The sequence below is a fragment of the Tistrella mobilis genome, from assembly GCF_039634785.1.
GTDB lineage: Bacteria > Pseudomonadota > Alphaproteobacteria > Tistrellales > Tistrellaceae > Tistrella > Tistrella mobilis.
Window position 1 is genome coordinate 1 of record NZ_JBBIAB010000040.1, and the last position, 22,659, is coordinate 22,659.

23 protein-coding genes, 1 other RNA gene and 1 pseudogene are annotated in these 22,659 nt (G+C 69.5%); 2 read left to right on the forward strand and 23 right to left on the reverse strand.

Annotated features, from left to right (window positions below; genetic code table 11):
• Positions 1–165 precede the first annotated feature (165 nt).
• The 10 genes from thiD to WI697_RS26600 all read right to left on the reverse strand — a co-directional run bounded on the left by thiD (position 166) and on the right by WI697_RS26600 (position 11,755).
• Positions 166–993: a bifunctional hydroxymethylpyrimidine kinase/phosphomethylpyrimidine kinase gene (thiD, locus tag WI697_RS26555; protein WP_345960579.1), complete on the reverse strand. Its 828-nt coding sequence runs from the start codon at positions 991–993 to the stop codon at positions 166–168.
• Positions 990–1,829: a bifunctional hydroxymethylpyrimidine kinase/phosphomethylpyrimidine kinase gene (locus WI697_RS26560; protein WP_062769687.1), complete on the reverse strand. Its 840-nt coding sequence runs from the start codon at positions 1,827–1,829 to the stop codon at positions 990–992. The genes thiD and WI697_RS26560 overlap by 4 nt, the downstream gene beginning before the upstream one ends.
• 154 nt (positions 1,830–1,983) lie before the next feature.
• On the reverse strand, positions 1,984–3,339 hold the full coding sequence (glmM, locus tag WI697_RS26565) for a phosphoglucosamine mutase (RefSeq protein ID WP_345960580.1): 1,356 nt from the start codon (positions 3,337–3,339) through the stop codon (positions 1,984–1,986).
• A gap of 159 nt (positions 3,340–3,498) precedes the next feature.
• Complete coding sequence (gene folP, locus WI697_RS26570; RefSeq protein ID WP_345960581.1) at positions 3,499–4,704, reverse strand: dihydropteroate synthase; 1,206 nt, start codon at positions 4,702–4,704, stop codon at positions 3,499–3,501.
• Between the two features lie 26 nt (positions 4,705–4,730).
• On the reverse strand, positions 4,731–6,674 hold the full coding sequence (gene ftsH, locus WI697_RS26575) for an ATP-dependent zinc metalloprotease FtsH (protein WP_014744429.1): 1,944 nt from the start codon (positions 6,672–6,674) through the stop codon (positions 4,731–4,733).
• Entirely contained in the window at positions 6,671–8,185 is a 1,515-nt protein-coding gene (tilS, locus tag WI697_RS26580; protein ID WP_345960582.1) for a tRNA lysidine(34) synthetase TilS, read from the reverse strand. Before tilS ends, ftsH begins: the two co-directional genes overlap by 4 nt.
• Positions 8,157–9,152 carry a tol-pal system protein YbgF gene (gene ybgF, locus WI697_RS26585; RefSeq protein WP_062769678.1) on the reverse strand — a complete coding sequence of 332 codons (996 nt, stop codon included), beginning with the start codon at positions 9,150–9,152 and terminating at the stop codon, positions 8,157–8,159. Before ybgF ends, tilS begins: the two co-directional genes overlap by 29 nt.
• A gap of 216 nt (positions 9,153–9,368) precedes the next feature.
• Positions 9,369–9,881 (reverse strand): peptidoglycan-associated lipoprotein Pal, encoded by a 513-nt coding sequence (gene pal / locus WI697_RS26590; RefSeq protein ID WP_014744426.1) that lies wholly within the window; start codon positions 9,879–9,881, stop codon positions 9,369–9,371.
• A gap of 153 nt (positions 9,882–10,034) precedes the next feature.
• The gene (tolB, locus tag WI697_RS26595; protein ID WP_014744425.1) at positions 10,035–11,414 is read right to left on the reverse strand and encodes a Tol-Pal system beta propeller repeat protein TolB; all 1,380 of its coding nucleotides are present in this window, start codon (positions 11,412–11,414) and stop codon (positions 10,035–10,037) included.
• Positions 11,411–11,755, reverse strand: coding sequence for a TonB C-terminal domain-containing protein (locus WI697_RS26600; protein ID WP_014744424.1), 345 nt, complete (start codon positions 11,753–11,755; stop codon positions 11,411–11,413). Before WI697_RS26600 ends, tolB begins: the two co-directional genes overlap by 4 nt.
• 329 nt (positions 11,756–12,084) lie before the next feature.
• Between WI697_RS26600 and WI697_RS26605 the strand changes: the two genes are divergently transcribed.
• Positions 12,085–12,450, forward strand: a complete 366-nt coding sequence (locus WI697_RS26605) for a hypothetical protein (protein ID WP_345960583.1) — start codon at positions 12,085–12,087, stop codon at positions 12,448–12,450.
• Between the two features lie 191 nt (positions 12,451–12,641).
• Here the strand turns inward: WI697_RS26605 and tolR are convergent, their stop codons facing one another.
• Positions 12,642–13,100 (reverse strand): protein TolR, encoded by a 459-nt coding sequence (gene tolR / locus WI697_RS26610; RefSeq protein WP_014744422.1) that lies wholly within the window; start codon positions 13,098–13,100, stop codon positions 12,642–12,644.
• A gap of 3 nt (positions 13,101–13,103) precedes the next feature.
• Positions 13,104–13,838 (reverse strand): protein TolQ, encoded by a 735-nt coding sequence (tolQ, locus tag WI697_RS26615; protein WP_345960585.1) that lies wholly within the window; start codon positions 13,836–13,838, stop codon positions 13,104–13,106.
• Positions 13,839–14,395: 557 nt separating this feature from the next.
• On the opposite strand from tolQ, the gene WI697_RS26620 reads away from it, so the two are divergent.
• Positions 14,396–15,793, forward strand: coding sequence for an amidase (locus WI697_RS26620; protein ID WP_345960586.1), 1,398 nt, complete (start codon positions 14,396–14,398; stop codon positions 15,791–15,793).
• Positions 15,794–15,837: 44 nt separating this feature from the next.
• On the opposite strand, the gene ybgC is transcribed toward WI697_RS26620, so the two are convergent.
• The 11 genes and pseudogenes from ybgC to WI697_RS26670 form a co-directional block, all read right to left on the reverse strand.
• On the reverse strand, positions 15,838–16,272 hold the full coding sequence (ybgC, locus tag WI697_RS26625) for a tol-pal system-associated acyl-CoA thioesterase (RefSeq protein WP_345960587.1): 435 nt from the start codon (positions 16,270–16,272) through the stop codon (positions 15,838–15,840).
• 101 nt (positions 16,273–16,373) lie between these two features.
• Positions 16,374–17,435, reverse strand: a complete 1,062-nt coding sequence (gene ruvB / locus WI697_RS26630) for a Holliday junction branch migration DNA helicase RuvB (RefSeq protein WP_345960588.1) — start codon at positions 17,433–17,435, stop codon at positions 16,374–16,376.
• Complete coding sequence (gene ruvA / locus WI697_RS26635; RefSeq protein WP_345960589.1) at positions 17,432–18,079, reverse strand: Holliday junction branch migration protein RuvA; 648 nt, start codon at positions 18,077–18,079, stop codon at positions 17,432–17,434. The genes ruvB and ruvA overlap by 4 nt, the downstream gene beginning before the upstream one ends.
• 34 nt (positions 18,080–18,113) lie before the next feature.
• Positions 18,114–18,614, reverse strand: coding sequence for a crossover junction endodeoxyribonuclease RuvC (gene ruvC / locus WI697_RS26640; protein ID WP_014744416.1), 501 nt, complete (start codon positions 18,612–18,614; stop codon positions 18,114–18,116).
• Positions 18,615–18,652: 38 nt separating this feature from the next.
• A complete protein-coding gene (locus tag WI697_RS26645; RefSeq protein WP_014744415.1) occupies positions 18,653–19,402 on the reverse strand; it encodes a YebC/PmpR family DNA-binding transcriptional regulator in 750 nt (249 codons plus the stop codon).
• 134 nt (positions 19,403–19,536) lie between these two features.
• Entirely contained in the window at positions 19,537–20,415 is an 879-nt protein-coding gene (locus WI697_RS26650) for a TIGR00282 family metallophosphoesterase (RefSeq protein WP_296720577.1), read from the reverse strand.
• 112 nt (positions 20,416–20,527) lie between these two features.
• Complete coding sequence (locus tag WI697_RS26655) at positions 20,528–21,097, reverse strand: 5-formyltetrahydrofolate cyclo-ligase (protein ID WP_345960590.1); 570 nt, start codon at positions 21,095–21,097, stop codon at positions 20,528–20,530.
• Positions 21,098–21,289: 192 nt separating this feature from the next.
• A non-coding RNA gene (gene ssrS, locus WI697_RS27575) (6S RNA) lies at positions 21,290–21,497 on the reverse strand.
• 14 nt (positions 21,498–21,511) lie between these two features.
• Positions 21,512–21,862: a cell division protein ZapA gene (locus tag WI697_RS26660; protein ID WP_014744411.1), complete on the reverse strand. Its 351-nt coding sequence runs from the start codon at positions 21,860–21,862 to the stop codon at positions 21,512–21,514.
• Between the two features lie 28 nt (positions 21,863–21,890).
• Positions 21,891–22,190: a hypothetical protein gene (locus WI697_RS26665; protein ID WP_145978061.1), complete on the reverse strand. Its 300-nt coding sequence runs from the start codon at positions 22,188–22,190 to the stop codon at positions 21,891–21,893.
• 353 nt (positions 22,191–22,543) lie between these two features.
• Positions 22,544–22,659: pseudogene (locus tag WI697_RS26670) on the reverse strand (ISAs1 family transposase); the annotation flags it as partial.

Sequence of the window (22,659 nt, forward strand, 5' to 3'; positions counted from 1 at the left end):
CTGCTGCGACAAGCACCGGGAAAGGACTCCCTACGCCTCCGACGCAAGGTCGCCGCTTGGGACGACGACTTCCTCGCAAGCCTTATCGCTGCTTAAAAAACTTTCACCCGATTCCCCTGCCCCCACCGTCAGTTTCACCATAACGCCGTTATGGGCGATCGGCCGTCACGAAGCCGCCACCACCCGGTTCCAGTCGTGGCGAAGCGGGCCATGGCCATGGCCCAGCCCGGGTGCCGCCAGCATGGCCTGGCGGACATAGGACCGCGCCACCGCCACGGCTTCGGCCATGGGCCGACCGCGGGCAAGGCCGGCGGCAATGGCGCTGGCGGTGGTGCAGCCGGTGCCGTGGGTATGGCGGCTGTCGATCCGGGCGCTTTCGAAGCGCAGCACCTTGAGCCCGCCTTCGGGGGCGGGCGTCACCAGCATGTCGACCAGCACCGGCCCGTCCATATGGCCGCCCTTGATCAGCGCCGCGCGGGCGCCCTGGGCGATCAGGCTGCGGCCGGCCTGGATCATCGAGGCCGGGTCGGTGACGGCAAGCCCGGTCAGCACCTCGGCCTCGGGCAGGTTCGGGGTCACCACGGCCGCCCGCGGCAGCATCAGCGCCTTCAGCGCCTCTACCGCATCGGCGCGCAGCAGCCGGTGGCCGCCCTTGGCGACCATCACCGGGTCGACCACCAGATCGAGCCCGCCTGCCAGCGCCGGATCCAGCCGCTCGGCAACCGTCCGGATCACCTCGGCCGAATGGAGCATGCCGGTCTTGGCCGCGGCGACACCGCCGGCCAGCACCGCGTCGATTTCGGCGATCAGGGCCGGGGCCGGCACTTCCCAGACACCCGTCACCCCCAGCGTGTTCTGGACGGTGAGCGCGGTGATCGCCGGGCAGCCGTCGGCCCCCAGTGCCAGCGTGGTCTTGACGTCGGCCTGGATGCCGGCCCCGCCGCCGGAATCGGACCCGGCGATGATCAACACACGGGGCAAGCTGGTGGTCACGGGCAGGTCTCCTCGCCGGCGGGATCGTCGGGCGTCACCGCCCGGAAAGCGGCATGCAGGTCGGTGGAGGGATGAGAGCCGGCCGCGGCGCGCGCCGCCGGATCGGCGGCCACCGTCGCCCGGATCAGCTCGGCATGATGCCGCCACGACCGTCTTGCGTCGAGCCCCCGGATCGCGCCCATGGCGACCGCGGTCGCAAGCCCGATCGGCGGGCCGCCCAGCGGCCCGGCCGCCAGGCCTTCATCGGCGATCAGGTCGATATCGTCATCGGCCAGCATGGCGATGCCGAAGGCGGGACCGCCGGCCACCACCACCTGCTCGGGCCCCAGGCTCGCCAGCGTGGCCACCGCGTCGATCAGCCCGTCGACATGGCGGATTTCGCGCCCGACCATCATTTCGGCCGCGGCCAGATCCAGGATCAGCGCCTGTGCGCGGACCACCAGCCGGGCCTTCAGCACCTGCAGCGCATCGCGGTTCATCAGATGGCGGCCGGTGGCATCGACCAGCACCGGATCCAGGATCAACGGCACGCCATGGCCCAGATGTTCCACCACTTCCGACACAGCCAGCAGCTGGTCGGTCTCGGTCACCCGGCCGATGCGCAGGGCATCGGCGCCGATATCTTCCATCACCGCCCTGAGCTGGCCGCCGACGATGTCGGCCGGCACCGGCATCGCCTCGCCATCGGCCACGATGGCCGTCACCGTGCTCGCCGCATAGACCCCGCAGGCGGTGGCGAGCTTCAGGTCGAAGGCGATGCCTCCCCGGCCCTCGGGATCGCCGTGGTCCACGCTGAGCAGCCGCGGCATCGCCGTCGCAGATGAAGCACCCGTCATCGGACTGCCCTTTCCCCTACCCTGACGGTTCCGGTCCGACAGCCCCCCGGCCGGCGGTGCCCGTTCACATGATCCGGCGGAGGCATGCCCCCCACCCTTGTCCGGCATGATGTTAGCGGGCCGAAAGTTAATGCTTCCACCCCCTCCATGCAGATCATTCAGGTCGGGTGGCCACCCGCTCCATAACTTCGACGATACGACCGACGACCTGTTCCACCAGAACGGGATCATCGGCTTCCGCCATGACCCGGATCAGCGGTTCGGTGCCCGAGGGGCGGATCAGAATGCGGCCATGGCCGTCCAGCCGCGCGGTCTCTTCCGCGATCACCCGAACCACCGCGTCGTCGCCCGTGGGCGCCTGGCCGGCATAGCGGACATTGCGCAGCAGCTGCGGCCAGGGATCGAAGCGGCGGGTGGCGGCAGAGGCGCTGATCCCCTCGTCCACCATCACCGCCAGCACCTGCAGGGCGGCGACCAGCCCGTCGCCGGTGGTGGCATAGTCGCTGAAGATCATGTGGCCCGACTGCTCGCCACCGACATTGTAGCCGTCGGCGCGCATGCGCTCGCCGACATAGCGGTCGCCGACCTGTGTGCGCACCAGGGTGAGGCCGCGGGCCTCCAGATAGCGCTCCAGTCCCATATTCGACATGACCGTGGCGACAATCCCGCCGCCGGTCAGCCGGCCACGCTTGGCCCAGCTGGAGGCGATCAGCGCCATGATCTGGTCGCCATCGACCTGATGGCCGGCCTCGTCGACCACGATCACCCGGTCGGCATCGCCGTCGAGCGCGATGCCGATATCGCAGCTCTTCTCCACCACCGTCCGCGCCAGCGCCTCGGGCGCGGTGGAGCCGCAGCCGCGATTGATGTTGAAGCCGTCGGGCTCCACACCGATCGCGGTGACCTCGGCGCCCAGCTCCCACAGAATTGTGGGGGCGACGGCATAGGCGGCACCATTGGCGCAATCCACCGCGACCTTCAGCCCGTCGAGCCTTAGGCCCCGCGGCAGCGTGCCCTTGATCGCCTCGATATAGCGGTCGCGGGCGGTATCGAGCCGGCGGGCGCGGCCGAGCTTTTCGGGCGCAGCCAGCCCGCCATCCTGCGGCCCGTCCATCAGGGCCTCGATCTCGGCCTGAACCTCGTCGGACAGCTTGTAGCCGTCCGGGCCGAACAGCTTGATGCCGTTATCGGAGAAGGGATTGTGCGAGGCCGAAATCATCACCCCCAGATCGCAGCGCATCGACCGGGTGAGCATGGCGATCGCCGGCGTCGGGATCGGGCCGACCAGGAAGACATCGCAGCCGGCCGAGACGAAGCCCGCGGTCAGCGCCGGCTCGATCATGTAGCCCGACAGCCGCGTGTCCTTGCCGATCACGACCCGGGTGCGTGCACGGGCAGAGCGGAAATGCATGCCGGTGGCGACACCGACCCGGAGCGCCACCTCGGCCGTCATCGGCCAGGCGTTGGCCTGGCCACGAATGCCGTCGGTGCCGAAATAACGTCGCGCCATGATCAGATCACCCGAATGTCCTGGTCCCGAGGGCCCTCCGCGCCGGGCTGGCCGGCGGGCGGATGGGCAAGGCTTGGCCCCGCACAGGGGCCCGATGGTGGTGCGACGACCGATGCCGCAGCATCGGCCGGGCGCCGCCGGGCGGCGGCGCGGGCGGCCCTACGCCCGGCCGCGGCCGATTGCCTGGCCGACCACCAGCGCCTGAACCGTTTCAGCCACGTCATGCACCCTCACGATCTGGGCGCCCTGGCCGACCGCGAGCAGGGCGGCGGCAAGCGAGCCCGGCACACGCGCCCGGGGCGCCTCTTCGCCGGTGATCCGGCCGATGAAGCTCTTGCGCGACACGCCGATCAGCAGGGGGCGGCCAAGGCCGTGAAAGATCGACAGGTTATGCAACAGCGCGAGATTCTGGTCCACCGTCTTTGAAAATCCGATCCCGGGATCGACCGCCACCTGCCCCGGCGACACCCCCGCCTCGTCGAGCAGGACCAGCCGATCCTCGATCTCGTCGAAGACATCGAGCACCACATCGTCATAGCCGGTCAGCTGCTGCATGGTTTCAGGCGTGCCGCGCATATGCATGGCAACGGCCGAGAGCCCCGTCTGTGCCACCACCCCCGCCGCCGCAGGGTCGTAGGTGAAGCCGCTGACATCGTTGGCGATGGCGGCACCGCGGCCGGCGGCATGGCGCATCACGGCGCCCTTGCGGGTATCGACCGAGACCACGGCCCCCGCGGCCGACGCCTCGTCCAGCGCCGGATCCAGCCGCCGGATCTCTTCGGCCGGGTCGATATCGGCGGCACCGGGGCGGGTGGATTCGGCGCCCAGATCCAGCAGATCGGCGCCATCGGCCAGCGCCCGGCGGACGGCCGCTGCGGCATCGGCGGGCGCAAAGGCGGCGCCGCCATCCGAGAAACTGTCGGGCGTGACGTTCACGATCGCCATCACCCGGGCGCGGCGCTGCAGATCGAGCCCGGCAAAGCGCTGGCGGGGGGCCTCCAGCGCCCGCAGCCGCCGGGCCAGGCGCCGGCCGCCCGGATATTCCATCACCCGGTCGGCAAGCCTGAGCGCCGCCTCCACCGGCAGCACCACCCGGCCCGGGCGGCCCTGCCCGCCCCGCCAGAGCAGTTCCACCATGTCGAAGGCGAGCCAGCCGCCCGCCAGGCGCCGGAAGCCCGGCCCCGGCAGGCGCATGGCGGGTTTCAGAAGCCCCGCCCCCGGGGTGACCGCGACCGGCGCAAAACCGAAGGGGCGGGCATACAGACGAAGACCCGCATCGCCCTCGCGGATGCGGGTCTCCAGAGACGCGGCTGCGGCCGCATCCGAAGATGCGGCCGCAGCGTTGGCAGGCAGGTCATGGGCCAAGGTCGTGTCCTGGTCCGGTCGGTTGATCAGGCGCCGGGCTGCGGGCTGGGACGAAGACCGTCGTCACCGCCGGCCGTGGGAACGGAGGCCCGCGGCGGGCGCGGCTCCGACACCGTGGCCGAACCGCCATCGCCCATGTCGTCGGACCGGCGCGGCTTGATCTGCTCCCCGGCCGCGATCGCCTTCAGCTCGTCACCCGACAGCGTCTCGTATTCGAGCAGCGCCTGGGCGACCCGCTCCAGCTGGTCGTGGTTTTCGGTCAGGATGGTCCGGGCGCGGTCATAGGCGGTTTCCACGATCCGCCGGACTTCCTGGTCGATGACGTTGGCGGTGGCTTCCGAGATCCCGCGCGACTGGGTGACCGCATAGCCGAGGAAGGGCTCGTTGTCGCCCTCGCCATAGTTCAGCGGGCCCAGCTTGTCGCTCATGCCCCACTGGGTGACCATGTTCTTGGCCAGCTTGGTCGCCATCTGGATGTCCGACGACGCGCCGCTGGTCACCTTGTCGTGGCCGAAGATGATCTCTTCCGCCAGACGTCCGCCCATGGCCACGGCGAGGTCGGCTTCCAGCTTCTCACGCGAGACCGACAGCCGGTCGCGTTCGGGCAGGCGCATCACCATGCCGAGCGCACGGCCGCGGGGGATGATGGTCGCCTTGTGGATCGGGTCCGAAGCCGGGCAATGCATCGCGACGATGGCATGGCCGCCCTCGTGATAGGCCGTCAGGCGCTTCTCGTCCTCGCTCATCGCGATCGAGCGGCGCTCCGCACCCATCATGACCTTGTCCTTGGCGTCCTCGAACTCCGCCATGCCGACCACGCGCTTGTTGCGGCGGGCGGCGAGCAGGGCGGCCTCGTTCACCAGATTGGCAAGGTCGGCACCCGAAAAGCCGGGGGTGGCGCGGGCGATGACGCGGGCATTCACATCCGGGCCGATCGGCACCTTGCGCATATGCACCGACAGGATCTTCTCGCGGCCCGACACGTCCGGGTTCGGCACCACGACCTGACGGTCGAAGCGGCCCGGGCGCAGCAGCGCGGGGTCGAGCACGTCGGGGCGGTTGGTGGCGGCGATGATGATCACGCCCTCATTCGCCTCGAAACCGTCCATCTCGACCAGCAGCTGGTTCAGGGTCTGCTCGCGCTCGTCATTGCCGCCGCCGAGGCCGGCACCGCGATGGCGGCCGACGGCGTCGATCTCGTCGATGAAGATCAGGCAGGGCGCGTTCTTCTTGCCCTGTTCGAACATGTCGCGCACGCGGCTGGCGCCGACGCCCACGAACATCTCGACGAAGTCCGAGCCCGAAATCGAGAAGAAGGGCACATTCGCCTCGCCGGCGATGGCACGCGCCAGCAGCGTCTTACCGGTGCCCGGAGGGCCCACCAGCAGCACACCCTTGGGGATGCGGCCGCCCAGGCGCTGGAACTTCTGCGGCGCCTTCAGGAACTCGACGATCTCGTGCAGCTCGTCCTTGGCCTCGTCGATGCCGGCGACGTCCTCGAACGTCACGCGGCCGGCCTTTTCGGTGAGCAGCCGGGCCTTGGACTTGCCGAAGCCCATGGCCTTTCCGCCGCCGCCCTGCATCTGACGCATGAAGAATATCCACACGCCGATGAGCAGCAGCATCGGGAACCACGAGATCAGGATCCCGAACAGCGAGGGAACGTTGTCCTCCACCGGGGCGACATTGATGCGGACATTGCCCTCGCGCAGGCGCTCGACCATGCCATTGTCGTTCGGCGGCGCGATGGTGCGGAACTCGACACCGCTGCCGTCATTGAAATGACCGCGGATCGTGTCGCCCTGGATGGTCACGTCGGTGACGCGCCCTTCCTGGACGGCATTGAGGAAGTCCGAATACGCGACCTGGCGCGACGGGCCCTGACTCTGGGGACTCTGGAACAGATTGAACAGAGCCACCAGCAGCAGGGCGATGATCACCCAGAGCGCGAGGTTCTTAACGTTGTTCACGACCGAGGTCTCTTTCCTGCCGAATGTTCGCCCGCCATCGCCCAGAAGACGCCGTCACCGTCGAGCGGACGGGATGGCGCGAACCATGCCCGGAAAGTGGACCGGGCAAGGGTTTCGTCCTCCGCAGCCTCCCTGCGGATGCTCTCTGTTAAGTGGGGGAACGCGAGGGGTACGTCAAGTCGCGTGAGTACGGGCAGTGACGCGATCGCCCGCGGAGCGACACGGGCGCGCAGCGATGCCGCCGCGGCCGGCGCCACCTCTCCCAGGCGTCGGGCCAGATCCTCCCCCATCGCCCGAAGCCGCAGGCGGCCGTCATCGGCGGCGGCGCGACATGCCGGCGTATCGGGAACGATCACCATGAAACGCCCGTCCCAATGCAGCGCCTCCCCCGGCGTCACCGCCCGGGGCGCTGCGATCGCCCGCGGCTCCCGCAGCACCAGAAGTCTGTGCCCGCCCCAGAGAAACCGGCAGCCCCCCAGCGTGCGCCCGCCTTGTCCCCGCCCGCTCTGCGGCAGATGGTCGCCCCCTGCCCGGCTGCGCGCCATCGCCACCAGATCGGCGGCGAGCCGGGCCGCGGCGGCGCCACGCGGCGGCAGGTCCTGCCCGCCCACCACCATGGCCAGCCGCCCGACCAGCCGTTCCGGCAGGTCATCCTCCAGCCCCGGCGCCGAAAGATCGGGGTCGGCGAACAGCGCCAGCGGCAGCTCCGCCCCGCCCCAGACATGCAGGCGCAGCCCGCCGCGGAAGGCGACCCTGAGCATCTGCGCGTCGAGGGCGGCCCTGGCCGCCGCGGCACGGGCGGCGGACCGGGCCACCCGGGCGGGATCGAGCCCGGCACCTTCAAGGGCGGCGGCGGTCGCCGCGGCGCGCAGACGCACGCGTTGCACCCGGTCGTCATCATTCATCGGATCGTGCAGGGGGGTGAGCCCTGCCGCCGCCACCACCGCCGCAAGGCTTGCGCGGCGGATGCCGAGCACCGGCCGGATCAGGCGGATGCCGCCTTCGGGCCTGACCGGCGGCATGGCCGCCAACCCGTCGACGCCACTGCCGCGGCCCAGGCGGATCAGCACGGTTTCGGCCTGATCATCCAGGCTGTGGCCGGTCAACAGATGCAGGATGCCCGCCGCCCGGCAGGCATCGGTGAGGGCGGCATAGCGGGCGGCGCGTGCTTCGGCCTCGATCCCCGTCATGCCGATCGCGCCGGGGGCGAGGGTCAGGATCCGTGCCGGCACCCCGGCCGCGGCCGACAACGCCGCCGCCCGCCGGGCATCCCCGGCACTGCCGGCACGGAGGCCGTGGTCGACCACAAGGGCCAGGACCCGTCCGCCGCGTGCCGCGGCCCAGTCGCGGGCAAGCAGGGTCAGACCCAGACTGTCGGGCCCGCCGGAAAGCGCCACGGCCAGATGCGGCGCCGGTTCCACGCAGCCGGCCGCCGCCATGGCCCGGGCGAAGCGGGCCCCGATATCGTCGTCCGCCACCGGCTCAGCCGCAGCCGAGCTTCTTCTGCTCACGCTCTGTCAGCACCTTGATATTGGCGGGCGCGTTGGGGAATTTGCGGTTGAGGATCGAATAGGCGCCGCAGGCATCGTCCTTGCGGTTCAGCGCCGCGAAGCTCATGCCGAGCTTCAGCACCATGTCGGGGGCCTTGCTGCTCTTGTCGTGGCTGGTGACGCCCTCGCCGAAGGTCAGGGCGGCCCGGTCGTACTGGCCCTGGGCGTAATAGGTCTCACCCAGCCAGTAATAGGCATTGCCGACCAGCTCACCCTGCTTGAAGCGCTGGATCAGCTCGTTGAACGCCACCTCGGCGCCGGCATAGTCGCGATCCTTGAGCAGCAGGTCGAGACCGTAGCGATAGAGTTCCTGCTCGGACTGGATCGACGCGGCCCGGGTCTTGGCCGCCTCTCCGCCCGCGACCGGCGGCGGGGTCGGCTGCGAGGGTGCGGCCTCGGTGGTGGTCACGGAATTGCCGGCCGCATCACGCCGGGTGGTGATGGTGCCGAGCGGCTGCACGGCCCCGCTGCGCGGCGCCTCGCCCTGCCCTGCTGCCTGGCCCTGTCCTGCCGCCTGGCCCTGCCCCGGCGCAGCATCGGCCGGTGCCGCAGCACCCGGAGCCATGCCGGTCGCATCGCCCGTACCCGCGGCAGCGCCGGCAGCCGCGCCGTTCTGGAGCATCTGCTCGATGCGGCCCAGACGGTCGTTCAGATTGCGCTCCAGCCCGTCGACCCGCTCTTCCAGCCGGCGCATGCGGAATTCCAGTTCCTCGATCCGCCCGGTATGGCGGCGCTGGGTCTCTTCCACCCCGCTCAGCCGGCCGTCGAAGGCGCCGAGCGCGGCGGGGGGCAGACTGCCCTGCTGCTGCGCGCCGGCATCGGGCCGGTCGACCACCAGCAGAGCCAGGGTCGTCATCACCAGGGCGGTGCCGCCGACGAGACGGCGCTTCAGGCCGGACGGACGGAACCGGGTCGCGGGAACGGACATGGTGGTCGATGCCTCGATGGGGAGAAGAAGACGGACGAGCCCGTCCCTTATAGCGCAGGCTGTGGGGCGTCAGAAAGACTGCCACAGGGAAACTGCCGCAGTAAAAACGCCAAAAACGGCCGACGGCCGGTGCTTCCCGTTGGTCGCGGGAAACACCGGCCGCCGATCGAGGTCGGAGCGGACCTTGCAGGAATCCGGCCGGGCCGGATGCCGTCGTCAGTTGACCAGCACGGTCACAGCGCGACGGTTCTGCGCCCAGGCGGCCTCGTCGGAACCGAGGACGGCCGGACGCTCCTTGCCGTAGGAGATGGTCTCGATGCGGTCCGGCGAGATGCCGAGCGCAACGAGGTAGTTCTTGGCGGCGGTGGCACGACGGTCGCCCAGGGCCAGGTTGTACTCGCGGGTGCCGCGCTCGTCGGCATGCCCCTCGATCACGATCCGCTGCGCCGGGTTGGCGCGGAGGAAATCGGCCTGAACCGACAGGGTCTGGCGACCCTCGGCGGTCAGCGACGAGCTGTCCAGCTCGAAGAAGACGCGGTCGCCGGCGGTCTGCTGGACGTATTCCCAGCTGCCGGGCTGCGCGCCGGTGGAAACGGTGCCCTGGCCCGAGCCATAGGACGACGACGAGGTCGCACCCGAGGCGCCGGTCGAACCGGTATCTTCCGGCGCGGACGAGCAGGCGGCCATGAAAGCCAGGGCGGCGACAGCAGTGAGGATCTTGGTGCGCATTTTCTACCTAAGGTATCCGAGACATGTCGGAGCACCGGAAAGCGGAGAGGCAGTCCTGGCCGGCGTTCGCTCCAATCGCCAGCGTAGGTCACGCGAGGGTCATGACCTACCCGGTCGCCAGGCACACGACGAGTCAAAGTATAACTATTGACCTCATCGAATCAAGGCCGACCACGCCGGATCCGATGCTTCGCCGGGAGTGACGATCAACCGCTCGTTATATCCCGTGATATCGATCGAATACAGTCTGGTCGGTCCGCCAGGACGGTCTTGACGGAAGAAGGCGAGGACACGGCCATTGGGCGCCCAGGTCGGGCCCTCAACCAGATAGCCGTCCGTCAGCAGCCTTTCGTCGCTGCCATCGGGGCGCATGACCCCGATGTAGAACCGTCCGCGGTTCATCTTGGTGAACGCGATCAGATCGCCGCGGGGCGACCAGACCGGCGTTGCATAGGTGCCGTTGCCGAAGCTGATGCGCTGGGCACCCGAGCCGTCGGCACCGGACACATAGATCTGCTGACCGCCCGAGCGGTCGGAATTGAAGGTCATCTGCCGCCCGTCGGGCGACAGCGACGGCGAGGTATCGATCGCCTGCGACGAGGTCAGCCGCTGCACCGACCCGCCATTGGTGTCGAGGCGATAGATCGAGGTCACGCCGTCGCGCGCCATCGACATCACCACGCCACGCCCGTCGGGGGTGAAGCGCGGGGCGAAAGTCATGCCCGGGAAGTCGCCCAGCACCCGCTGACGGCCGGTATCCAGATCGTAGATGAACACCCGCGCTTGCCGGCCCCGGAAGGCCATATAGGTGATCTCGCGCGAGTTCGGCGAGAAACGCGGGGTCAGAACCTGATCCGCCCCATCGGTGAGATAGCGGTTGTTGGCGCCGTCCTGGTCCATGATCGCCAGCCGCTTGACCCGCTTGTTGGCCGGGCCGCTTTCCGCGACATAAACGATCTGGGTGTCGAAATAGCCGCCCTCGCCGGTCATCCGCTCATAGATCTGATCGGCGATCATATGGGCGACGCGGCGCCAGAGCTTGGGATCGACGCGATAGACCACGCCGGCCATCTGGGTCTGGCCGAACACGTCCCACAGCCGGAATTCGACCGCGATCTGGTCGCCTTCCCGCCGCACCTGGCCAGTGACCAGCGCCTGGGCGTTGATCTGCCGCCAGTCGGCGAAATCCGGCATCGGGTTCATCTCGGCCGGGCCCTGCAGGAAGGCGGCACGGTCGATCGGCCGGAACAGGCCCGAACTCGCAAGATCGTTCGCGACCACCCCCGGAATGTCGGCATCGAAGGGTGCCGCCGAGGGATCGACCGCGAGGAAGGGACTGATCGCGATCGGCATCGGCTCCACGACACCGCGGGTGATGTCGATGCGCACCTGCGCCGAGGCCGGCTGGGGCAATCCCGCCCCGCCCAGCCCCACGACCAGCCCGACTGCCGCAACCGCGAATGCCCGCAGGACCGGCCGCATCTTCTGACGCGGCGCCTGACCGGCGGTTGCGGAACGGATCGTGTCTGTCATCGGCCCACCATGTTCTTCGGGTTGAACGCCAGGACAATGTCCTTGAGCTGCTCGTATTTGCCTGCCGGCAATTCCAGCGGACTTGCGGCACGCACGGCACGGACCGCGCTTTCCGCGGCCACGCGATATGCCTCTTCGCCCGGCCGCGACATGCGTGCGCGGTCGACCACGTCGGCAGAAAGCACCGTACCATCGGGCGCCAGCCGGATGCGAACCTCGACCACGAGATTCTCAGCCTCCGGCGCACCGACCGGCACCGACCAGCGCCGCTCGATCTGGCTCCGGATGAAGGCAATGTCGCTGATCGACACCTGGTCGGTCTGCTGGGCATTGCGCTGCATCACCGGCGCCTGCGGCTGGCTGGACCGCGCAACCTGCTGTTCCCGGGGGGCGTCCTCTTTCGCCTGCGATTTGAGCTGATCCAGACTCTTACGCAGCGACGCCAGAGGATCATCCGGCTCGGGCTTCTTTTCCGGTTCCGGCTTTTTCTCCGGCTCCGGCTTCTTGGGTGCGGGCTTTGGCGGTTCGGGCTTCTTTTCGGGTTCGGGCTTCTTCTCCGGCTCAGGCTTTTTCGGCGGTTCCGGCTTCTTCTCCGGCTCGGGCTTCTTCGGCGGCTCCGGCTTCTTCTCCGGCTCCGGCTTTTTGGGCGGGGGCGGCGGAGGTGGGGGCGGTGGCGGCGGTGGCGGAGGAGGAGGCGGCGGTGGTGGCGGGGCCGGCTGCGGCTTGGGGGCCGGAGGCGGCGGTGGAGGTGGAGGGGGAGGGGGTGGAGGCGGCGGTGGTGGAGGCGGAGGTGGAGGCGGAGGAGGTGGTGGCGGGGCCGCCGGCGGCGGGGGCGGCGGCGGTGGGGGTGGCGGCGGCGGCGGCGGCGGTGGGGGCGGCGGAGGCGGAGGTGGCGGCGGGCTGGCCTGCGCCACCTGTTTCTCGGGCTCGGGCTTCGGATCGGGCTTCGGGCGCAGCTGCGACGCCCGCGTCACCTCGCTCACCGGAACGACGTCGATCACGATCGTCTGTTCCTCCGGCGGCAAGGGTCGGCTGAGCGACGGCAGGCCGAACCACAGCAGCGCCGCGACGGCGCCATGTGCTGCCAGCGAATATGTCAGACCGCGCTTCACCTGAGGTCCGAAGCTCCATGGAATGCCGGCCGGGGGGAGCACCCTCCCCCGCAGCCACGATCCCGGCCGGTATCAACCGGCGCGGGGCCGAAAGGTTCCCGCAGGCGCGGGGCCGTCAACGCCGGGCGGGCGTGCCCTGCTGCAGGGTGGTGACCAGCGAGACCTTGGTAAAGCCGGCGCCGGTCACGGCCCCCATCGCCTGCATCACCCGGCCGTAATCGACGCTGCGGTCGCCGCGCACGAAGATCCGGGTGTCGGTCTTGTTCTTCGCCACGGCCATCAGCGTCGCCGGCAGCTGTTCCAGCGTCACTTCCTTGTCCTGAACGAAGACCCGCCCCTCTGCATCCACCGACACCGAAAGCGGTTCATCCTGGCCTGCGAGCGGTGCCGCCGAGCTTTCCGGCAGGTCGACCTCGACGCCCGCCGTCAGCAGCGGCGCGGTCACCATGAAGATGATCAGCAGCACCAGCATGACGTCGACCAGCGGCGTCACGTTGATCTCGCTCATCGGCTGACCGCCGCCCCAGCGCCGGCGGCGGCCATGCCCGTTGGAAGGTCGGATGCCACCGGCCATGTGTCAGCGCCTGTCTTCGATCTGGCGGGCGATCAGTGCACCGAACTCGCCCGTGAAATTCTCGAGCCGGGCCCCGTAGCGGCCGACATCGCTCGACAGCTTGTTGTAGAAGATGACCGCCGGGATCGCGGCGACAAGGCCGATCGCGGTCGCGAACAGCGCCTCGGCAATGCCCGGCGCCACCACGGCCAGCGTGGTGTTCTTGGTCATCGCGATCGAGGTGAAGCTGTTCATGATGCCCCAGACGGTGCCGAACAGGCCGACGAAGGGCGCCGTGGAGCCGACCGTCGCCAGAAAGCCCAGATTGCGCTCAAGCCCCGCCATTTCGCGGTTGAGCGCGATCTCCATCACCTGCTGGATCCGCTGCCGCAGATTGGCGCGCGACGTGGCGTCGGTCAGCGCCGTGCCCTTGGCCTTGGCCCGGCGCCATTCGCCCATCGCCGCGGCGAAGACCTGGGCCATGGGATGGTCGGCGCGTTCGGAAATGGCGTCGTAGAGTTCTTCGAGCGAGCCCCCCGACCAGAACCGGTTCTCGAAATCGTCGGCGCGGCGCTTCAGCCGGCCCATCAGCCGGAACTTGTCGAAAATGATCGCCCAGGACCAGACGGAGGCCAGGACGAGCATGAGCATCACCGCCTTCACGATGATGTCGGCGTTCATAACCAGGCTGAGAATGCTCATGTCGTGCGCTGCCACCGATCCGGCGAGCGCCGCCTGGCTCACGACCTCCTGCTCCATTCACGTCCTCCGTGGATCGGACGGGCCCCGGCATTTTCCGGGAAGCTGCCCCGCCCTCATTCATCGACCCGTTTGATTACCAGAGTTCGGCCGAAACCGCTGCCGTTTCACGAATTTGACACGGGGGCACCCGGCCGAAGCTCCGACAGTCGGACGAAGTGCGGACACATCATCCCCGGCCGTGAGCCGGCCACGAGATATGCCAACCCGCGTGACTTGTGAAGGGGCCATGTGAGGCGGCGATACGGTCGTTGTGGCGAATGTCATCGCGGCGCAACAGATCCCCGATCGAGGCCCGTGCCGCACTGCAATATTCTCAATATTATACAAAGATTTACGAGAGGAAATTCACAACATGCCAATGCATTTGCCTGGACCCTGCCCTGCGTCGGACGCCATAATCGGGCCGGTCCGATCCGAAGGCATACGGACCGGGCAGCCGCCCCGGTATTTCCTGCCGCCCGATACCTGCCTCCGCAGGACGAAACCGACAGATCCCGACCGGATCCACTGCCCTCCCCGCCTTCGGCCTGTACATACGAAAGGCACCTGTACCCATGACGTCGCTCGCCGATCTGTCCGCCGTTGAGCTGGGGCGGCTCTATGCCGCCGGGGACACCTCGCCCACCGAGGTGACCGAAGCCGTCATCGCGCGGATCGAGGCGTGGGAGCCGAAGCTCAACGCGACCTGGGCCTTCGACCCGGAAGCCGCGCGCACCGCCGCCGCCGAGGCCACCAGCCGCTGGAAGAAGGGTGAGGCGCTGGGCCCGCTCGACGGCGTGCCGGTCACGATCAAGGAAAACATTGCGACCAAGGGCTGCCCCGTCCCCGTCGGCACCGCCGCATCGGACATGACCCCGGCCGCCGCCGACGCCCCCGCCGCCGCCCGGCTGCGCGAGGCCGGCAGCGTGATCCTGGCCAAGACCACCATGCCCGATTACGGCATGCTCTCCTCGGGCCTGTCCAGCTTCCACAAGCTGGCCCGCAACCCCTGGGACCTCAACACCAATCCCGGCGGCTCCTCGGCCGGTGCGGGGAGTGCCGCCGCGGCCGGTTATGGCCCGATCCATCTGGGGACCGATATCGGCGGCTCGATCCGCCTGCCGGCCAGCTGGTGCGGCATCGTCGGCATGAAGGGCACCAACGGCCGGGTGCCGGTCGATCCGGCCTATCTGGGCCGGGTGGTCGGGCCGATGACCCGCACCGTCGCCGATACCGCGCTCGCCATGTCGGTGCTGTCGAAGGCCGACTGGCGCGACGGCAGCGCCCTGCCGCCGGCCGATATCGACTGGATGGACCTGGACGGGCTTCAGATCCGCGGCCTCCGCATCGGCCTGATGCTCGACATCGGCGCCGGCATGGCGCCCGATGCCGAGGTGCTGGCGGCGGTGAAGGAAGCCGCCCGGCGGTTCGAGGCGGCGGGCGCCGTGGTCGAAGAGGTGCCGGCGGTGCTGACCCGCGAGATGCTCGACGGGCTCGACGATTTCTGGCGGGTCCGCGCCTGGGATGATGTCGAGCGCCTGCCCGAGGCGACCCGCGCGAAGATCCTGCCCTATATCCGCGCCTGGGCCGAAAGCGGCCAGACCCGGTCGGCCCTGCAGGCGGTGCGCGGCGTGAACCGCATCTTCGAGATGCGCAAGGCCGCAGGCCGGCTGTTCCATGGCGGCGGCTACGATTTCGTGCTGTCGCCGGTCGCCCCCACCGTCACCTACCCCGCCGACCAGGCCTCGCCGCTGGACGATCCCGAGCGGCCGTTCGAGCATATCGGCTACACGGTGGTCTGGAACATGTCGGAACAGCCGGCGATCTCGGTCAATTGCGGCTACGACGCCAAGGGCCTGCCGATCGGTCTGCAGATCGTCGGCCGGCGCTTCGACGATCCGGGCGTGCTGCGCATGGCGGCCGCCTGGGAGGGCATGCGCGACGAGCAGCGCCCCTGGCCGAACTTCGACTGACCGCGTCGGATCCCGAAGAAGACCTGCCGGCCCGGCCGTCCCGCTCAGCGCGGGGCGGCCGCCGCGTCGGCAAGGGCGATCAGCGCCTTGGGCAGGCGGCGCGGCTGGCCGCTCGCCGGGTTCAGCGCCACGCATTTGATCCGGCCGCGCACCAGCACCTGATCGCCGCGCGCCACCACCTGCTCGAACTCCACCCAGGCGCCGCCCCGACCGGTGATGACGGTCGAGACCGTCAGCAGATCCTCCAGCCGGGCGGGGGCCTGATAGTCCAGCGCCACCTCGCGCACCGCGAAGCCGAAGCCGTCATTCTCCAGCAGCGGCCGCTGATCGATGCCGCGGCGGCGCAGCCATTCGGTCCGGCCGCGCTCCATGAATTTCAGATAATTGGCGTAATAGACGATCCCGGCGGCATCGGTGTCCTCCCAATAGACCCGCACCCGGATGATGTCGGGCTGCACGGTGGCGGGCGTGGTGTCCATGGGGATCCTCCAAAGGGGTCGCGGCGCGGAAATACAACCTGTGCGCCGCATTATGCGGAACGACGCTACCTTTGCGCAAGATATCCCGGCAGGGGACGCGCTCAGAGATCCGGGTCGGACTCGGGGTCGGCGCTGCCGAACAGGTCGGCCTCGCCGTCGCGGGCCGGCGGCATCAGCCCCAGATGCTGCCAGCCGCCGCGGGTCAGCACCCGGCCGCGGGGCGTGCGGGCCAGGAAGCCCTGCTGGATCAGGAAGGGTTCGATCACATCCTCGATCGCATCGCGGCTTTCCGACAGCGCCGCCGCCAGGGTCTCCACCCCCACCGGCCCGCCGCCGTAATGGCGGGCGATGCAGCCCAGATAGCGCCGGTCCATGGCATCGAGACCGCGGGCATCGACCTCCAGCCGGTTCAGCGCCCGGTCGGCGACCCCGGCATCGATGGCGGCCGCCTCGGCCACGGCGGCGAAATCGCGCACCCGGCGCAGCAGCCGGCCGGCGACACGCGGCGTGCCGCGCGACCGCCGGGCGATCTCCATCGCCCCCTCTTCGGTGAGCGGCGCGCCCAGCAGGCGGCCGCCGCGCCGGACGATCGAGGCCAGTTCATCGATCTCGTAATAGTTCAGCCTGAGCGGAATGCCGAAACGCTCGCGCAGCGGCCGGGTGACCAGCCCGGCGCGGGTGGTGGCCGCGACCAGGGTGAAGCGCGGCAGATCGATCCGCACCGAACGCGCCGACGGCCCCTCGCCGATCACCAGATCGAGCTGAAAATCCTCCATCGCCGGATAGAGGATCTCTTCCACCGCCGGGTTCAGACGGTGGATCTCGTCGATGAACAGCACGTCGTGCTCGTTGAGGTTGGTGAGGATCGCGGCCAGGTCGCCCGCGCGCGCGATGACCGGCCCGGAGGTCGCGCGAAAACCCACCCCCAGCTCCTTGGCCACGATCTGCGCCAGCGTGGTCTTGCCCAGGCCCGGGGGCCCGTGCAGCAGCACATGATCCAGCGCATCGCCGCGTGCGCGGGCGGCGGCGATGAACACCGCCAGATTGCCCAGCACCTGGCGCTGGCCCACGAAATCCGCCAGCCGTTCCGGGCGCAGCGCCGGATCCTGCCGGTCTTCGGCAAGCGCCGCGGGCTGGACCAGACGCTCGTCGCCGCTGCTCATCGCGCCAGCTCCTTAAGCGCGCCGCGGAGCAGGATCTGCACGTCACCCGCCGCCTCGCCCGCGGCCTCGGCCACCCGGCGCAGCGCCGGCGCGGCCTCTGCCTCGCGATAGCCCAGATTGACCAGGGCCGAGAGGGCATCATCGAAGGCCGCGACCTCGGGCGGCTTGCTGACCGCAGCCGCAGCCTCGGGCGTTTTGATCGACTTCGCCAGCACGGCGACATCGGCGGCACCGATGCCGACCAGCGCCGCCTTGTCCTTCAGCTCCATCACGATGCGCTTGGCGAGCTTGGGGCCGACGCCGGTGGCCCGGGCCGGGGCGCGGGCGTCCTGGGCCGCGATCGCCGCCGCCAGGGCCGACGGATCCAGCACCGAAAGCACGGCCAGCGCCACCTTGGCGCCCACGCCCTGCACCGTCACCAGCAGGCGGAACCAGTCGCGCTCCGCCCGGTCGATGAAGCCGTAGAGATGAATGTCGTTTTCGCGCACATGGGTTTCCACGTGCAGCGTGGCGGCGGCACCGGTTCCGCCCAGTGCGCCGAGGGTGCGGCGCGAGGCCTGCACCAGATAGCCGACGCCATGGACGTCGATCACCGCATGATCGGCACCGATCTCGTCGACGATGCCCTTGAGCCGCGCGAACATGCCGGGTGTGGTCTCCCCCTTCTAGGGCCGCCCTTCAGCGGGCCCGGGCCGTCCAGCCGGCCCGCGTGCCCCCATGATGCGCGTGACAGATCGCGACGGCGAGTGCGTCATAGGCATCGGCGCGCGCATCACGGTCGATCCCGGGCAGCAGGCGGGCGACCATGGCGGCGACCTGGGCCTTGTCGGCCCGGCCGCTGCCGGTCAGCGCCTTCTTCACCAGGCTCGGCTCGTATTCCGCCACCACCAGCCCCGACTGGGCCGGCACCAGCAGCGCCACCGCCCGGGCATGCCCCAGCTTCAGCGCCGACATCGCATTGGCGTTGACGAAGGTCTGCTCGACGGCCGCCCCTGCCGGCTGGTAGCGCTCCACCACCTCGTAGAGGCCGTCATAAAGCGTGCGCAGCCGGTCGGAAAGGGCGGCCTTGTCGTCCGAGGTCACCACGCCGTGGCCGACATGGGTCAGCCTGGAGCCCTCGGTATCGATGATGCCCCAGCCGGTGATCCGGAGCCCCGGATCGATGCCGATGATGCGCATGCCAGGCGGCCGCCCCACTCAGGTTCAGCTTGTCCGGCTCAGCCGTTCAGCTTCGCCATCACCTCGTCGGAGACCTCGAAATTCGCGATGACCTCCTGGACGTCGTCATTGTCTTCCAGCACTTCGATCAGCTTGAACAGGGTCTGGGCCTGTTCCTCGTCGATCGCGATGGTGCTGAGCGGCACCCAGCCGAGCTTGAACTCCTGCGGGTCGCCGTAATTGCCTTCCAGCGCGGTGCGCACTTCCTGCAGCGCATCGGGCTGGGTGTAGACGACATGGGTTTCGTCGTCGCTCTCCAGATCGTCGGCACCGGCCTCGATCGCGGCTTCCAGCATCGCCTCGCCGTCTGCGACCGCGAGCGGATAGGTGATGCGGCCGACGCGGTTGAAGTTGAACGCCACCGAATTGGTCTCGCCCAGCGACCCGCCATGCTTGCTGAAGGCCGACCGCACTTCCGATGCGGTGCGGTTGCGGTTGTCGGTCAGCGCCTCGACGATCAGCGCAACGCCGCCCGGGCCGTAGCCTTCGTAGCGGACCTCTTCGTAATTGTCGCCATCGGCCCCACCGGCACCGCGCTTGATCGCGCGCTCGATGTTGTCCTTGGGCATGTTGGCGACGCGGGCTGCCGCCACGGCACTGCGCAGCCGCGGATTGGCGGTGGGATCGGCACCGCCTTCCTTGGCGGCGATCACCAGTTCGCGGAGCAGCTTCGTAAACACCTTGGCGCGCTTCTTATCCTGCGCGGCCTTGCGGTGCATGATGTTCTTAAACTGTGAATGACCAGCCATCTCTGCCGCCAACCCTCAAGAGCCGAAATCTCTGACACAGGTGGCGCTCGGCCATCCCGTGCTTCCGGACGCTTCGATAGCAGAAGTCGCCGCCGGATGCATCCCCGGAGACGAAATCATGAACGTCCGGCGCCTCAGCCGACCGTCTCGGCCTGCCCCTGGGGCAGGTGCAGCTGCAGCAGGCTTTCGGGCATCGGCTCGGCGCCGGGCCAGGCCGGGCTGAGCCGCCCGCCCACGCGCAGCGGCGCGATCGACTTCGCAAGGCCGGTCGCATCATCGGTCTCGATCAGCGTGCCGCAGATGGTGGCGGGGCCGTTGGCCGGCAGCAGCTTCTGGCCGCGCATCTTGCGGGTGAAGCGGTCGAGCGAGGCGTTCTTGTCCATGCCGATGACGCTGTCATAGTCGCCGCACATGCCGGCATCGCACTGGAACGCCGTGCCGCCGGGCAGGACCTGATGGTCGGCGGTCGGCACATGGGTATGGGTGCCGACCACGGCCGTCACCTGGCCGTCGAGAAAATGACCATAGGCCATCTTCTCGCTGGTCGCCTCGCCATGCAGATCGACGAAGATGCCCGAGACCAGCCCGCCCAGCGGATAGTCGCGCAGCACCGGCGCCAGCGCCCGGAACGGATCGTCGAGCGCCTCCATGAACAGGCTGCACATGACGTTGATCACCACCACCCGGCGGCCGTCGGGCAGGGTCGCCATGGTGGCGCCGCGGCCGGGGGTGCCGGGGGGGAAGTTGATCGGGCGCACCAGCCGCTGGTCCTGATCGATCCAGCCCAGGATCTCGCGCTGATCCCAGATGTGATTGCCGGTGGTCAGGATGTCGACGCCGGCGGCATAGAAGCTCTCGCAGATCTTGGGCGTGATGCCGAAGCCCGAGGCGGCGTTCTCTCCGTTGACGATCAACAGGTCGACACCGAGGGCCGACCGGATGGTCGACGCATGATCGATCACCGCCTGCCGGCCGGAACGTCCGACCACGTCACCGAGAAAGAGTATCCGCACCGTTCGACCTTTCGTCTCTGGTTCATCTGTGCCAGGGCGGCCGTGCAGCGCCGGCCGCATCGCCGCCCCTGGGATGGATATGAGGCGCGGATCCCGCCGCGCCCAGGGATTTTCACGCGCACCTGACCGGGACCAGCAGACCGCGTTCGGTCAGGATCAGGTCCAGCGGCCGGTCGAGCGGCCCGGCCGGCACGTCATCGGCCAGCTGGACCGCAAAGCACACGCCGATCGTGACCGGCATCCGCCCGCCCGCCTCGGCCGCTGCCAGGGTGCGGTCGTAAAAGCCGCCCCCCTGCCCCAGCCGACGCCCGGCCCGGTCGACCGCGACCAGCGGCATCAGCAGCAGATCGGGCACACAGGGCGCCGCCGTCTCGTCGGGCATCAGGATGCCGAAGGCGCCGGCGACCAGCGGGGCATCGGGCTGCCAGGCCCTGAAGCCCAGCGGCGTATCGGGCGCCGTCACCACCGGCAGGCAGAGCCCGGCGCCGGTGGCGGCGCCAAGCGAGATCAGCAGCGGCAGCACGTCGATCTCGCCCCCCGCCGCCACATAGCCCGCGATCCGGCGCGGCGGCCGCGACAGCCGGGCAGCCAGCGCCCCCGCCCCGGCGGCGAGCGCCGCGGCGGCATCGGCGCCACCGGCCGCCGCGGCGGCGCGGCGCAGGCGCCGGAAGTCGCGGCGCATGGCGGCCTTGCGGGCATCGAGTGCCTGGTCCGGCAGCCCGGGATCCTGCAGCGGAATGGTCAGCGACGGCGCTCCGAAGGCGGGCCGGCATGGGGCCGGCCCTGAAGGGTTTGGCGGCAAGCGGCCGGGACGGCCGCAAACGGCGACGCCCCGGCCGCGAGGACGCGGCCGGGGTCGTTCGAAAACTGGCGGACGGGGACCGGCACGAAGGTTGGCGGTGAAAATCCACATGGACCCGCGTGTGCAGGTGGGCGCCGTGATCCCCGTGGCTTGGTCCGGGCGTACCGGTCCGGACGAACCGGCCGGTGCCCTATCCGCGCGCACGGGGAGGGACAGCTCCCTCATGTAGATGGTATCGGTCCCTGGGATTTAGGTTGCCTCACCGAAAGGCCAGAGCCCGTCCTACCCCGAGATTTAGAGTTTCTCGAGCCGGGTTGCAATAGTCTCGATGCGCGCCGCGAAATCATCCAGCGCCCGGGCGAGCGTCGCATCGACATCGGCGGCGGATCGATCGGCGGTGCGGCGGATCTTCTCCACCTCCACCCGGGCCCGGTAGAGCCCCTGCTCGGCCTCGTTGGCCTGTTCCGCCAGCAGGATCGCCGCCATCAGCATCACGCGGGCATCCACCGCCACGCTGCGGCCGCTGGCCGCCTGCTGCACCCGCTCTTCGACCTTCCGGGCCAGGGTGCGGACGCTTTCTTCCTGCCCCTCGCCGCAGGCGAGCGTGAACGCCCGGCCCAGGATGCGTACCTCGACTTCGGCCATGGCTTTCTCGTCTCCGATCCGGTTCGGCTCAGCGGTCATCAAGCGCACGCCCGATGGCGTCCATGGCCCGGTCGATCTGCTCGCCGGCCCGGCGGCCGCGATCATCGGCGCGCAGGCGGGCCTCTTCGGCCGTGGTCAGGGCGGCCTTCAGCCGGTCCCGCTCGGCCGCCAGGCTCTCGATTTCGGACCTGAGCGCGTCGATCCGGACATCGGCCGCGCCAGAGGCCGCCGCTTCGCCCGCGGCCCGTGCCTGGGTCACCCGCTCGGCCGCCTTGCGGCTTGCGGCATCCAGCCGCGTCAGCGCGCTCGACAGCCTCTGCCACGCCATTTCCATATTCGCCATAGATCCGGCCACCATGAAGACAGGAGGTTGCGCTTGTTCGTCGGCACGGCCCAAGCCGGGAGAACCTCGTCAGGATAGCACGGCCCGGCACCAGGCCGGAACGCGATGACCGCCCGGTACGGGACACATTCGTTTCCCATCCGGCGTTTCCCATCCGGCGTTTCCCATCCGGCAGGCCGGGACTGACGAGCTGAACCGACATCCCCCGAAGACCGTCACCGGCCGCCCGGGGGGCGCGCACCTTCGGATCGGGCGGGTTGTCCCCACCTCGACGGCGCCCCGCCAACATAGGGAGCCTGCGCCCCCTGCGTCAATGTGTGATGCCGGGGCGATCAGGGCTATCGCATTTGCCCGATGACGGATCGGGCGAATGCGTCGGACCATCCGGATCGCTTTCGCTTGCGACGGATGGAGATGGTTGGCCTGGCCGTTTTGAGGACGTTGAGGGCGAGTT